Genomic DNA, 13,415 nt, shown 5'->3' on the forward strand with positions numbered 1-13,415 from the left:
CCATCGAGCACGAACTACGCTTCACCACGACACCCATCCCCGCCTGAGCTTCAGAGCAAAACGGGTAACCAGACCGTAGGGCACGTCAAAGAGCCCAGTATCCCTGGCTACTCAGACTCTGGACACCACTCGTCTCTAAAGCCTCGCGAGTGTAGGCCCGGTAACCGCTGGTCACATCCCATGCCTTCAGCCTGAGAGTGGTGCGGGCGTACACACTTGCCGGCGCGGGAGATGAGCCGCCTACTCAGGGCCGGTGCCGCTGGATATCCTTCACCCTGGGCGAAAACTGCTCTCGGGTGCCCGGCCCGTGGAGTCGCGAACAGTGAGAGTCTGCGGGACGGGCTGAGAGCGATGGTGCACGCTCGAACTTTCAATCAATTCGAGAAGTCGTTCGATGGCGATTTGGCCGGATGACCTGAAGTCAACGTGCACGGTGGTGAGTGCTGGCACCACAAACTGCGCCAACTTCACGTCGTCAAACCCAGTGACACTGACATCTGCAGGAATCTCGAGTCCCTTGTCATGCAGCGCTGACATAGCTCCAATCGCCATGTCGTCATTCGCGGCGATAAGCGCTGTCGCATCTTGCGGCATCAGCAGAGCAGCGTCGTAGCCTGAATTCGCGGACCAATCGCCGTGGACTTCCCCAATCACCTCCACGCCTAGGCTCATCGCTGCCGCGTGGAGGGCCCGGTAGCGCTTCTGAGAGGAAAACCACGCCCGGGGGCCGTGGACTGCGAAGATCTTCCGGTGGCCAAGTTCGTGCAGGTGCTGGAGCACCAGCGTGATGCCAGGCTCGAGCGGCCCCTGCGCATGCTCCCCTTCGATGCCGTCGCCGTTGATCTCTCTCAATAACGGGATGATGAATCGTGTCTCTCGGAAAACCCGTGCGATGTCCTCATTCGGCACGAACGCCATAGCACCTACCGCAAATGTCTGATCCGCTCGGCTGATGGTCGCCGCACTTGAAGCGGCATCATCGGCGTCGAGGGGTACGACCTCGAGTGTATATCCGGCGGCAGCTGCTGCACGGGTCGCGGCGAGGATGATGTTACTCGGCCCGGACTCGTTCAGTTCGTGCACAAATAGCAGGATGCGCGTCGGTGCGCTCATGCGAAGCGCCCTTGCCAGCGAATTTGGTCGCCATCCGAGTTCATCGATCGCGCTCTGAACCTTCGCACGGGTTGCGGGTTTCATGCCGTCGAACCCGCGCATGTATCGGGAAACGGTTTGCGAGGACACCCCAGCGGCACGAGCGACGTCGTGGATCGTTGCTGGCCGTCGGTTGATCGCGCCCTGCGACGGGCTGGGCTCATTGGTATCGGTCACGTCCGCCTCCATCACCAGCTTACGTGCATCCACGCGTCTACCTGGCTGGCGCTGTTGCTCATGCCGTCCTCCCGGCACGACTTCGGGCCAGCCCGACGCGGAACAAAAAGTATCGATAGACAGGGTCCGACGCAACCGCAGCTCCACCCGAATGTGATCGATTGACATTCGTCGCAGGCGCGCCTACCGTGGACTCGGCTGGCGCGCCGCGAGCGTCGGCATGACAGAGAGGTCACCCACGATGAGACACCGACAGCGCAGTTGCTCGCCACGGTCAGGGAGCACGACGTGACCGTGTCAGAGGCCACGCTGACGGTGAGCCCTCGTTTTGTGACCGGCAGTCTTGACCGGCGCCTGTTCGGTGGGTTCCTGGAACAAGGCGGGCGTGCCATCTACTCCGGCGTCTACGAGCCAGGCCACCAACACGCCGACGCGTCGGGGTTCCGTCAAGACGTCCTGGACCTGGTTCGCGAACTTGGCGTGACGACGATCCGGTACCCGGGTGGCAATTTCGTGAGCGGCTACCGGTGGGAGGACGGGACGGGGCCTCAGGCGCTACGTCCGACACGACCGGAATTGGCGTGGCACTCGACCGAGCCGAACACTTTTGGCCTGGACGAGTTTGCGCGATGGGTGCCGCTGACGGGCGCGGAACCGATGCTTGCCGTGAACCTCGGCACTCGTGGTATCGAGGCAGCGATTGATCTCCTGGAGTACTGCAACATGCCCGGTGGTACAGCGCAAGCAGACCGTCGTCGCCAGAACGGCCTGCTTGAGCCGATCGGCGTGAAGATGTGGTGCCTTGGCAACGAAATGGACGGGCCCTGGCAGATCGGGTACACCGATGCCACGAGCTACGGACGTCTGGCAAACCAGGCGGGTAGAGCGATGAAGGCCTTGGACCCCTCCATCCAGCTGACCCTCTGCGGCAGTTCCACGTCAGACATGGCCACGTTCGGCCACTGGGAACGTGCCGCACTGGAAGAGTCCTACGACACGGTCGACTTCATCTCGGCTCACCAGTACTACTGCGAACGCGATGGCGACCTGCAAAGCTACTTGAACGCCTCCACTCACTTCGAGCGGTACCTGGATGACGTCATCGCCACCATTGATCATGTGAAGGCAGCTCGGAAGAGCACGAAGACCGTTGACCTGTCCGTAGACGAGTGGGGCATCTGGTACACGGACGACCATCTACAAGACGTTGCCCCGGACGAATGGCCGACCGGAGCACGCATTCTCGAAGATCTCTACAATTACGCGGATGCCGTTGTCCTCGGCAGCATGATCATCAGCCTGCTGAAACGTGCCGATCGTGTCCGTGCAGCCAGCCTGGCACAGATCATCAACGTCATCGCTCCGATCATGACCGAGCCCGGCGGCACCGCGTGGGCACAGACCACATTTGTCCCCTTCTCGCAGGCAGCGCGCGGGGCGGGCGACGTCGTCCTCACGACGATTGTCGACGCCCCCCGCGTCGACAGCGAACGGTTCGAGCAAGCGAGCACCATCGACGCCGCCTCGACCTTTGATGACACACGTGGAGTGCTCCGGATCTTCGCTGTCAACCGCCACAGCAGTGAGAGCACGAAGGTCACGATCGACCTTCCAGGCTGGGATGCCGTTGCCTCCGCACACGTGGAGCTCCTGCACTCCCCCGATCCCCGCGCCCGGGCGACCGCTTCAGAGCGGCCACGCCCAACTCGCCACCAAGTGCCACTCGACGAGGGCGTGCACTTCGCCTTGCCACCGGTGTCCTGGGCGGTCTTCACGATCCAGCTCACCGGGACATCCTCCAGCCCCTAACCCGCATATCCGTCCCACAAGAAAGAGAGCAATGATGCTTTCCAGCACAGCACGCCGAGGCGTTGTCGGTCGCATCGTCCTTGCGGTCACTGCCGTCTCGACGCTCGTCGTACTGACCGGCTGCTCGTCCGCCGGCACCACCAACTCGAACGACAAAGCCGTCACCATGCTGTCTTGGGACACCAAGGCCACCATGCAGCCGCTGTTTGACGAGTTCAAAAAACAGACCGGATATACCGTCGACGCATCCTACGCACCTCCTGTCGCCAGCTACATCCAAAAGCTGCAGACGCAGCTCGGGTCGAACACTGCACCTGACGTCTTCATCATTACGTCGGAGAACAAGGCGCAGATCATGAACAACCAGCTCGCCAAGGACCAGTCGAACGAGGCGTGGATGTCGAATATCGCACCCACGGCGAAGAAGACATACACCAAAGATGGAAAGATTTACGGCACCGCCGTGTCTTCCTGGGGCGGCGGAATCGTTTACAACAAGGCCCTCCTCGCAAAGGTCGGCTTCTCAGAGCACCCGAAGACCTGGAAGGAATTCCTCGACCTCTGCACGAAGCTGAAGGACGCGGGCGTTCAGCCCTTCTATGAGGCCGCCGACGGGCTCCCGCAGACGATCGACGCGCTCGTCGGCATCGAAAACGACAAGCGAGACGGAAAGCTCGACAGCGAAATCTGGTCGGGGAAGACGACGTTCGCCAAGACGTGGACTCCGGCACTCAAACAGTACAATGAGCTGTACACTTCCGGGCTCGTCCCCCGCTCGATGTCCGGCTCGACCTACGATCAAGCCTCAAAGGAGTTCGAACAGGGCAAGGTTGCGATGTTCGCAGGCGCTTCCTGGGGGTTCAGCGCCTTCAAACAGGCCAACCCGGATTTGAAGCTCGGATTCTTCGCAGTTCCAGGCAACTCGTCCACATACTGGGCAGGCGCTGTGTCACCCGGATACGCGATTAACGCGAAGGCGCACAACAGTACAGGCGCGGAGAAGCTCATCCAGTTCCTCCAGAGCAAGGAAGCAATGGCGCTGTACCAGAAGGAGACCGGCGCGATTACGACTACGAAAAATTACACGCCAAAGCTGGACCCGGCGCTCGACCCGCTCGTTACTGCTGTTCGTGACGGCGACTTCTATCTTCCGCAGACGTCGTGGCCGACCAACAGCGACGTCATGGCCACCACTGCAACGGCCCTCGTGCAGCAGATGATCAACGGCAAGCTCACGCCTGCTCAGGTCGCGCAGCAGCTCGATTCGAAACTCGCCTCACTCAAGTAATCGTCATGGGCGGCGGCGGCTCCTTGGGCCGCTGCCGCCTCTCCCGGGATTGGACTTCACGATGGTCACCATCACAAGCGGACCGCCCGACGCGGATGTGGGGCGCGCAACCAAATCTGCCTTATCGCCAGGCCCACGTCTCGCGCATTATCGGGACAAGCTCGTGCCATACTGGTTCGTGCTGCCAGTCTTGGTTGTATTCGTCGTGCTCTTCCTCGTCCCGATGGTCGAGTCGCTCTACTACAGCTTCACGAATTACAACGGTTACGTCAGCTCTCCGACCTTTGTAGGCTTGAAGAACTATGTCAGTATCTGGTCGGACAGCTCGATGCTTTCCGCGTTGGGGTTTACCCTCCTCTACGCAGTTGCCACCACGGTGGCCGTCACGGTTCTAGCCATTCCCCTAGCACTCATCCTCAATCGACGCTTTTTTGGTCGAGGATTTGTGCGGGCAACGTTTTTCTTCCCGGCTGTTCCCAGCGTCGCCGTACTCGGGCTCGTGTGGACGTTCATTCTCAGCCCGCTTGGTTCCGGGGTCATCAACTCAGTCCTCAGCGCGATCGGCGTCGGGTCGGTGCCCTGGCTGTCGGACGAGGGCCTTGCAAAGTTCAGCGTGATCCTGGTGGCCGTCTGGGCGCAAACGGGATGGCACGCGATGCTCTATCTGGCCTATCTGCAGTCGTTGCCGAGCGAAATGTTCGAGGCGTCGAAGATTGATGGGGCGACGAGTTGGCAGGAGTTCCGTTTCCTCACCCTTCCGCTACTCACGCCTGCGGTCTCCATCAGCTCTCTGCTCCTACTGACCAACGGCTTGAAGGTCTACGATTTGCCCTTCACCCTCACCCATGGCGGGCCCGGGTATGCTACGCGCACTCTCACGCAGGCAATCATCGAGAACGGCATCGCGCAGTCTGATGTTGGTCGGGCGTCCGCGCTCAGCGTGCTCTTTCTCATCGCCGTTGCGATCGTGATCCTCGCACAACTCGCGATCTCGCGCCGTTTGGAGGCTCGCTACTCATGATCCGTCCCAGGAACATCATCCTTAGCGCAGTGATGATCGTTATCAGCTGCGTTGTCGCGATCCCGTTCTACTATCTGCTGGTGAACACCTTCAAGACGCAGCAGGAGACAACGGCGAATCCGCTCGGCTTGCCGTCATCGCTGTATCTTGGCAACTACATTAGTGTTTTCGAATCGACACCGATTGTTCAATCGTTCTTCAACACAGTGTACGTCACGGTTATTTCCATCGTGCTCATGCTCGTCGTGGGTTCAATGGCCGCCTTCGGGGTACTCATCGGCCGCGGGCGGATAGCGCAGCTGCTCGGCGTGGTGCTGATCGTCGCATTCCTGATCCCCGGACAGTCGACCCTCATCCCGCTATACAAGATTCTATCCTCCGGACACCTTGTCGATTCCCTCAACGGGCTTATCGTCATGTACATGGCTGGCTCGATTTTCTGCTACATCCTCATCATCGGCTACATGCGTACGATTCCTAAGGAACTGTTTGAGGCTGCAAGGATCGATGGAGCGGGTGCTTTCAGGATCTACTGGTCGGTCGCGCTCCCCTTGATTCGGCCTATCCTCGCTACGGTCGGGGTCTTCCAAACCATGTGGGTGTGGAACGATTTCATCACCCCGAACGTGTTCATCAACTCGCCCAGCAGGCAGACTTTGGTGCTTCAGGTATATTCCGCAGTGGGACAGTTCACCACCAATTGGCCGGTGTTCATCACCCTGTCAGTCATCGCGCTAGTACCAATGGTCATTTTCTTCGCATTCACTCAGCGACAGATTGTCAGCGGTCTCATCAATGGAGGACTCAAGTGATGAACAGCGAAGGTGTGCGTTGTGCCATGAACCGGGCGGTGCATCAGTGAGCGCTCCGGTATACCGTGACCCTTTGTTCGATGGTGCGACTGACCCTACGGTCATTCGAAGAGAAGGTACCAGCGAGTGGTGGATGTTCTACACGCAACGCCGTGTCACCGATCCGCGGGAGGGAGTCAGCTGGGTGCATGGCACCCGGATAGGAATCGCCGTTTCGGGCAATGCCGGTATGACCTGGGCCTATCTCGGGGAAGCGGAGGGACTTGGGCACGCTGACGACACGCTTTGGGCTCCCGAAGTGCTCAGAACTCCCAATGGGTACCTGATGTTCCTCACGGTTGTCGATGGAAGGCACCCAGACTGGAGCGGTCGTGCGGGCATCGAGGTGTTTGAGAGCGACAATCTCCGGGACTGGCAGTTTCGGGAACGTCTGGAGCTCGGTAGTGAACGGGTAATCGATGCCGCGGTCGCTCGTTGCGCCGACGGTCGATGGCGGCTCTGGTATAAGAACGAACGCGACGACTCGACAACATGGGCGGCGGTCAGCGATGACCTCCGGTCATGGACTGTCGAAGGACGCGTGATCGGACTACCAGGGCACGAAGGTCCGAACGTATTCCAGCTCGGTCAGCGCTACTGGATGATCACCGATGAATGGCGAGGGCTGGGCGTTCACGCCTCGCCTGATGGGGTCATCTGGGTTCGGCAGACTGAAGGCAACGGAGTTATCCTCGCGCATCCTGGTTCTCAACCAAGTGATGCCGCAGCCGCACACCACGCGGACGTCGTCGCCCTCGACAACGACCGTGCGCTCATCTACTACTTCACGCACCCGGTGGAAAGCGGCACGGTATTGGCCGCCGACATGGCGCAAGCAGACCGAAGAAGTTGGATTCACGTAGCGTTGCTCACCGTCCAGGATGAGGTACTGCACGCGGACCGAGACGTGCCGCGCAGCATCGGACTCGACCTCGCAAGTCAACTGGAGGAAGTCGTCCGTGATTAAGCACCCCGGCACCGACCACTACGGCTACTTGCTCGTCCACTTCGTCGAAGCGCCGAACGCGCACGGAGAACGAGTCTACTTTTCGCTCAGCGAGGGTGACGACCCGCATCGTTGGTACCGACTGAACGGCGGCGCGCCTGTACTGGAGTCCTCCTTGGGAACCACAGGCGTGCGTGATCCCTACATCGTCCGAGGCACCGACGAGTTCTTCCTCTTTGCTACCGATCTACGCGTGTGGGGATCTGACGCCACGTGGGATGGCTTCGTCCGGCACGGCAGCCGGTCGATCGTCGTATGGCGATCCGAAGATCTCGTCGAGTGGTCTGAGCCGTGGCTGGCAGAGGTCGCTCCGCCTGAAGCCGGCATGGCTTGGGCCCCTGAAGCAACCTTTGACGCTGAAACGGGAACCTACTCCGTCTACTGGTCATCACACCTGTACACCTCCGACGACCCGGACCACCGCGACGATTCCTATAGCCGGGTCCTCATAGCCAAAACTCGCGACTTCCGCGAATTCAGTTCCAGCGAAGTCCTGATCGACCTAGGTCGCAGTGTGATTGACACCACGATCGTTCAGCACGCAGGCCGAACGTACCGATTCTCAAAGGACGACTCACGGACCGAAACGTCCCTGAAGCTCTTTCAAGAGGAAGGGTCGAGCCTTATCGCGACAGATTATCGCGTCACAGCCAGCAAGATTGCTGATGATTTTTTCGATGATGTGGAGGGTCCGCTAATCTTCTGGGATCACGCGCGCGAAACGTGGAATCTTTGGGTTGACCAGTACTCGAGACAACCCCAGGGTTACATTCCACTCACGAGCGACTCTCTGGAACAACCTCACTGGGCCCCTGTTCCACCCAGTGATTTCCGCCTCCCACCAAACACGAAGCACGGTGTCGTCCTCCCACTACAGGACGACGAGTGGCACCGGCTCACAGCCGCTTACAAGAGGTAGCCACGGTTGCCCGCGCGCCGCCACATCCGAGCTCCCTACGAACGGCGAGTACGGCGCTGTCTCGCATGCTCGAGCATCACGTTGAGTTGGATCACATACCCCGCCAGATACTGCGTCCTCGTAAAGGAAAACGGTACATGCACATCACTCCCGGCACTACCTTCCAAGATGATCGCGGTAGGACCGCTCAGTTACACGGGGTCGGCGTGCAGAATATCGACGGCACGTATTGGGCGTGGGGAGAGAACAAGATCACGGGCGATGCATTCACGTCAGTCGCGACCTACTCATCCACGGATCTCGCCAACTGGACGTTCCGAGGGGATGCCCTGACAGCAGTCAGCACCCCAGAACTGCAGGGGCAAGTCGTCGAACGCCCAAAGGTGCTGCGGCGACCGGACGGTGTTTACGTCATGTTTCTTCACGTCGATAGCTCTGACTACCCCCTTGCGGAGGTCGGCTACGCGGTGTCCGATACTCCCGAAGGACCTTTCGAGTACTTGGGAAGCAGCCGGGCGTACGCAGCCATCGAACAGGATACGAGATTTCCGACCACGGCTCCGAGAACGACTATGGCTGAGTTCATCAGGTACCCGCCGAACTGCAGGCCGCTCGGTAATGAGAGCCGCGACATCGGTGTTTACCAGGAAAGCGGTAAAGCCTACCTGCTCTCCGAAGACCGGCGGTCTGGTCTGCACATCTATGAACTGTCGGACGATTACCTCCGCCCCTTGCGCGCCGTAGCTACAACAACAAAGGAAGGGGCGTCGCACGGGTATGAGTCCCCTTCGCTGGTCAAGCATGATGGCCTGTACTACCTGTTCGGGCCGGATTTGACTGGCTGGAGTCATAACGACAACAAATACTCATCAGCCGAGCACCTCGAAGGCCCTTGGGCTCGATGGCAGGACTTCGCTCCGCCTGGGAGTCGCACCTTTGAATCACAGGTGAGCGTGGTCATTCAAGATCCCTCCGGTCAGTATGTCTACATCGGGGACCGGTGGGATAAGAGCAATCTTTTCAATTCGGCCGCGGTGTGGCTTTCACTGCAAGTAGGTGCCGGTTACGTGAAACTGAGCTGGCGTAACGAATGGACACTTCATGAGTACAGTTAACGGCAGCATGCAAACTCCTGGTCGATGCGAAGCGCCGGTGCCGACTCCGCACTCACCGATCGCCGGCTGGTTTGCCGATCCGCATCTCGTTGCGACCGACGACGGTTTCGTGCTCTACGCGACGACGGACGGCATACCGGACTGGGGCGCCGTCGGCTTCCACGCCTTCACCTCGCAGGACCTGGTGCACTGGAAAGACCACGGCGTGATGTTCGCGCTGGACGGCAGGGTGCCGTGGGCGTCGGGGCAGGCATGGGCACCCGCGCTCGTGGTGACGCAGGAAGAATCTTTCCTCTACTTCGCCGCGGACGGCGACTCGATCGGCGTCGCTGAGGGTGCCTCCCCCCTGGGGCCGTTCGGGACGGCGCGCCGGCTCGTCGCGCCGGGCGCCCTGCCGGGGCGCGCGATCGATCCGGCGGTCTTCGTCGACGAGGACGGAGGCGCCTGGCTCCACTGGGGTAACGGCGAGGCAAACACTGTCCGCCTCGATCGCGGGATGACCTCCTTTGACGCCGCCGCTGTGCGCACCGCGACACCATCGGGCTTCCGCGAGGCCCCGTGGGTGCACCGGCGCGGCGAACGGTGCTGTTTGAGCTGGTCGGTCGGCGACACCAGGGACGCCGACTACCACGTCGCCTACGCGACCGGTCCCGGCCCATTCGGCCCCTGGACGGAGCGCGGGGTGCTCCTCGAGCAGGCGCCGGGGCGCGGAATCCTCGGCACCGGGCACCACTCCATCGCGCGCGTCCACGGGCGGGACGAGTGGGTGATCGCCTTTCACTTCTTCGGTGAGCGCGGCGACGGGTTCCACCGCCGGGTCCGCTTCGCGCCGCTCGTCCACCGCGCGAACGGCCTGCTCGATCCGGTCGACCCAACCGTGGAGGCGCGGGTTCGCGCCTGAGCCCGGCGGCCGGCCCATCGTGCCGTCCGTCCCTGCGGTGGGGGGCGAGTCGACGACGTCATCAGCAAGGTCACCGGAAACGGCGGGGACCCCACGGCGGCAGACCGGTCACCTATCGCCCCGTCAACTACGGCTTCGGGGCCTGCCGAGTCAGGAACAGTGGCGGGGCGACAACCCCACAGACACCGCGTGAGGCCGCCGGCGGCGATGAGCGCGGAGCCGGTAGTTGAGACGGTTGCGGAATCCTCTCGCGAGTCGGCGGTTGAGCTCGATGATCCCGTTCACGGCTTCGGTACCGCCGTTGTTCGCACGGCTCGTGGTGAAGTATGCGAGGAACGCCTCGCGCCGCCGTCGTAGTGTCCGATCGACAAGACTCTCGTCGCCGAGACGCTGGAGCATCCCCGGTTCGGTGTCGGACATGCGTGGTCCCGTTCCGCCGGGTACGCGCTCACGACCGCGCCCGAACGCACCTACCTCGTGTTGACGATGGAGGGCGGGTTCGAGTTCGACGTCGACGGCGATCTCGTCCCCGCCGAATCGGGCTCGTTGGTTCTCCTCAGCGGGGAAGCGCCTACCACAGCCCGAACTGTCTCCGAGACGTCCCGGTTCGTCTGGTACCTCGAGCCGACGTTCCTGCAGCCCGGGAAGGGCCGGTTTCAATACGGTGAGCCGATGCCGCCACGGGGGCCGGGATTCAGATGCTGATGGCGATGACCAACACTTTGCTGCAGGCCTCTCCGCCAGCCACCGGCGCCGGGCGGCGCCACCTCGCCCTCTCGTTCGAGAACTTCCTCGCCGCCGCGCTCGAGGAGAACGCTCCTCGCCGACCGAAGGACATCGGCCAGCTCCGCGACGGGCTCTTCATGGCCGCGCAAGCCGCGATCGAGACCGGATTCCGCGACCCGGCGTTCAGCGTCGAACGCCTCGCAAGGGAACTGACGGTGTCCGAGACAACCCTCCGTGACACCTTCAAGCGGATGGGCACCGCACCACGTCGTGAGATCGAACGCCGCCGCCTCGCCGAAGCGAACCAGCTCGAAGCCATCGAGACGCTGACGGTGACCGAACGGGCAGCCAGGGCCGGTTTCTCCTCCGCGCAGCAGCTCGCCCGTGCTCTCGCCCGAACCCCTCGGCAGCGCTGAACGGCTCCGGGCAGCTAGTACGCGTCACGAGATCTGCTGGCCCGCGGGTCGGAGGAGGATCTCCGCCACAGTGGAAGGTGACCCGCTCAACACCGGCGTCGCTCTCGCCACGGCTGTCGTCATCCGCTGGAAAAGCCATCGCGGGCACACCGGAACACTCGGTCGCGGTATTCGTCAGCACGCCACCGTCAGTCCGCGAGCTGCTGTGCCTACCATTTCGGGGGCTGCGGCTTCCGCACCTGCAACGCGTGAAACAGACGTTCCGGGGTGTCAGCGACGATCAGCGAGGACCGGAACCGTTCGGAGAGAAAACCGTTGCAGGAAGCGCCGCCGTGTCGATTCGGGGGTTCGACACGGCGGCGCTTCCACTACACCTCATTGTGTGGACGGCAATGCTGATTCCAGTGCTCTGCGTGCCGTCGTGTCCGCATCGTTCTACAGATTTGAGTTCTGGTCAAGGATCCGGTGCTCTTCGGCGTAGGGCGGATGAGGTGCGAGGTGTTGCGGATGCTGGCGACGGTCCCGAAGGTGGGGTTGTGGTCGCCGAGCCTGCTCGGTTCACTTGAAAGTGACCATGAGGCAGGAGCCACGAGGAGGAACGAGCATGCGGTCGCTCGTGTACACCAGCACCCAGACCCGTCCGATCACGGATTCCGAGCTCGCCCAGATTCTGGCGGTTGGGCGCGAGAAGAACACGCGGCTCGGTGTCACGGGCATGCTCGCGCACCGTGACGAGAACTGCATTGGGATCATCGAGGGCGAGGACGACGTCGTCGCGGAACGCTTTGAGCAGGTCAGAGCGGATCCACGGCACACGAACGTGCGGGTCCTGCTCGATGAACCGATCACGGAGCGGTCGTTCCCTGACTGGTCGATGGCGTTCCAGACCCTTGATCCACTGATGCGCGATGTGCCCGGGTTCCGTGACCTCTTCAGTGCTGGGGGTCCGACTGACCGGGACTTCGGCGCTTCTCGGGCCCGTGCGCTGCTGGAGTGGTTCCGGAAGCACCCGCTGGCACCGCTGACGAACCAGAACGCTGCGGACGAGGAGATCCCGCGCACGCGGGCGATCAACGGCGCTATCGCGGCGATCCACGACGGCGGCCTGACTCGGTTCTCTCTGGAAGCCGTCGCCGTGCGCTCGGGGATGCGCCCGGCCGAGATCCTGGAGCTGTTCCCATCCGAACACGCTCTACTCGCAGCGACCGTTATGCGGTGGACGAGCGCGGTCTCCGCGCCCCTGCTGCCGATGGCAGCCGAGACGGGCACGGTGGCGTTCTTGCGCGCCCTCCTCGCCGCCCACGCGGAAGAGCCAGCGTTGATGCGCCTGATCGCCGGAACGCTGGCGTCCTCGGCGGATCCGTCGACGGAGGGCGCCGACTACTACCGGTCGGCGTACCTGCAATTCCGGGAGACGATCCGCACCGCGCTGCAGGAGGATGTGCGGGCCGGACGGGAGCCAGCGACGATGCACCCGGTCCGGGGCGCGCAGCAGCTCCTCGCCCTCTACGACGGTATCCGCCTGCAGGCGCTCCTCACGTCGGATACCGACGTCGTCGACGCGTTCGACCGCGCGGCCGCGCGGATACGACGTGGGTGGTCGGAGCAGTACGAGCAGCCGAGCTACTGGGACATCCCCATCGCCGGCGCCCAGTAGCGACTTCAGTCGGGGGGTATTCGGTCAGAGGAAACCATCGGCCCGGACTGCCACACTGACCTGTACGGGAGACAACCTCGGACCGCGACCCTGACCGTGGAGTCGTTGAGTGCGGGGACGGAGGCGGGGATGGCGAAGCACGGTGAGGCGGTCCCGACCGGGGTGCTGCTGCTGGAGTCCGTGAATCGACTGCGGGCGGCGGAGACGATGCTTCAGACTCGCGCTCGCGTTCGAATGAGCCTCCGCGCGAGCGACTTCCATGCCGTCCAGTTCCTCGCAGCTCGCGAGTCCGCTGGCACCCCGGCACGCGCAACGGATCTCGCGGGCGTTCTTGGGGTGACCAGCGCCGCTGCGACCCAGGCGGTTGACCGGCTCGT

The 13,415-nt window shown here is 62.3% G+C and carries 10 protein-coding genes and 3 pseudogenes; 10 read left to right on the top strand and 3 right to left on the bottom strand.

The window, feature by feature from the left end:
• Positions 1-270: 270 nt before the first annotated feature.
• Positions 271-1,362 carry a LacI family DNA-binding transcriptional regulator gene (locus ITJ56_RS17570; protein ID WP_194631927.1) on the bottom strand — a complete coding sequence of 364 codons (1,092 nt, stop codon included), beginning with the start codon at positions 1,360-1,362 and terminating at the stop codon, positions 271-273.
• A 255-nt stretch (positions 1,363-1,617) separates the two neighbouring features.
• On the opposite strand from ITJ56_RS17570, the gene ITJ56_RS17575 reads away from it, so the two are divergent.
• The 6 genes from ITJ56_RS17575 (at position 1,618) to ITJ56_RS17600 (ending at position 8,223) form a co-directional block, all read left to right on the top strand.
• Entirely contained in the window at positions 1,618-3,138 is a 1,521-nt protein-coding gene (locus ITJ56_RS17575; RefSeq protein ID WP_323749862.1) for an alpha-N-arabinofuranosidase, read from the top strand.
• A gap of 31 nt (positions 3,139-3,169) precedes the next feature.
• Positions 3,170-4,426 carry an ABC transporter substrate-binding protein gene (locus ITJ56_RS17580; protein ID WP_194631928.1) on the top strand — a complete coding sequence of 419 codons (1,257 nt, stop codon included), beginning with the start codon at positions 3,170-3,172 and terminating at the stop codon, positions 4,424-4,426.
• 61 nt (positions 4,427-4,487) lie between these two features.
• A complete protein-coding gene (locus tag ITJ56_RS17585) occupies positions 4,488-5,447 on the top strand; it encodes a carbohydrate ABC transporter permease (protein ID WP_194631929.1) in 960 nt (319 codons plus the stop codon).
• Positions 5,448-5,479: 32 nt separating this feature from the next.
• Positions 5,480-6,259: a carbohydrate ABC transporter permease gene (locus tag ITJ56_RS17590; protein ID WP_228518165.1), complete on the top strand. Its 780-nt coding sequence runs from the start codon at positions 5,480-5,482 to the stop codon at positions 6,257-6,259.
• A gap of 133 nt (positions 6,260-6,392) precedes the next feature.
• Positions 6,393-7,265, top strand: coding sequence for a hypothetical protein (locus ITJ56_RS17595; protein ID WP_194631931.1), 873 nt, complete (start codon positions 6,393-6,395; stop codon positions 7,263-7,265).
• The gene (locus ITJ56_RS17600) at positions 7,258-8,223 is read left to right on the top strand and encodes a glycoside hydrolase family 43 protein (RefSeq protein ID WP_194631932.1); all 966 of its coding nucleotides are present in this window, start codon (positions 7,258-7,260) and stop codon (positions 8,221-8,223) included. The genes ITJ56_RS17595 and ITJ56_RS17600 overlap by 8 nt, the downstream gene beginning before the upstream one ends.
• Before the next feature lie 514 nt (positions 8,224-8,737).
• Here ITJ56_RS17600 and ITJ56_RS19160 read toward each other — a convergent pair.
• Positions 8,738-8,824 (bottom strand): annotated as a pseudogene (locus ITJ56_RS19160) (carbohydrate ABC transporter permease); the annotation flags it as partial.
• 500 nt (positions 8,825-9,324) lie between these two features.
• Here ITJ56_RS19160 and ITJ56_RS17610 point away from each other — a divergent pair.
• The gene (locus tag ITJ56_RS17610) at positions 9,325-10,239 is read left to right on the top strand and encodes a family 43 glycosylhydrolase (RefSeq protein WP_228518162.1); all 915 of its coding nucleotides are present in this window, start codon (positions 9,325-9,327) and stop codon (positions 10,237-10,239) included.
• Positions 10,240-10,427: 188 nt separating this feature from the next.
• Here ITJ56_RS17610 and ITJ56_RS17615 read toward each other — a convergent pair.
• Positions 10,428-10,602, bottom strand: a pseudogene (locus tag ITJ56_RS17615) (transposase); the annotation flags it as partial.
• Between the two features lie 347 nt (positions 10,603-10,949).
• Between ITJ56_RS17615 and ITJ56_RS17620 the strand changes: the two are divergent.
• The 3 genes and pseudogenes from ITJ56_RS17620 to ITJ56_RS18620 form a co-directional block, all read left to right on the top strand.
• A complete protein-coding gene (locus ITJ56_RS17620) occupies positions 10,950-11,381 on the top strand; it encodes a helix-turn-helix domain-containing protein (RefSeq protein ID WP_194631934.1) in 432 nt (143 codons plus the stop codon).
• 604 nt (positions 11,382-11,985) lie between these two features.
• Positions 11,986-13,038: a BLUF domain-containing protein gene (locus tag ITJ56_RS17625; protein WP_194631935.1), complete on the top strand. Its 1,053-nt coding sequence runs from the start codon at positions 11,986-11,988 to the stop codon at positions 13,036-13,038.
• A 129-nt stretch (positions 13,039-13,167) separates the two neighbouring features.
• Positions 13,168-13,415, top strand: a pseudogene (locus tag ITJ56_RS18620) (hypothetical protein); the annotation flags it as partial.

The organism is Curtobacterium sp. VKM Ac-1376 (assembly GCF_015351025.1).
In the GTDB taxonomy this organism is placed as follows: domain Bacteria; phylum Actinomycetota; class Actinomycetes; order Actinomycetales; family Microbacteriaceae; genus Curtobacterium.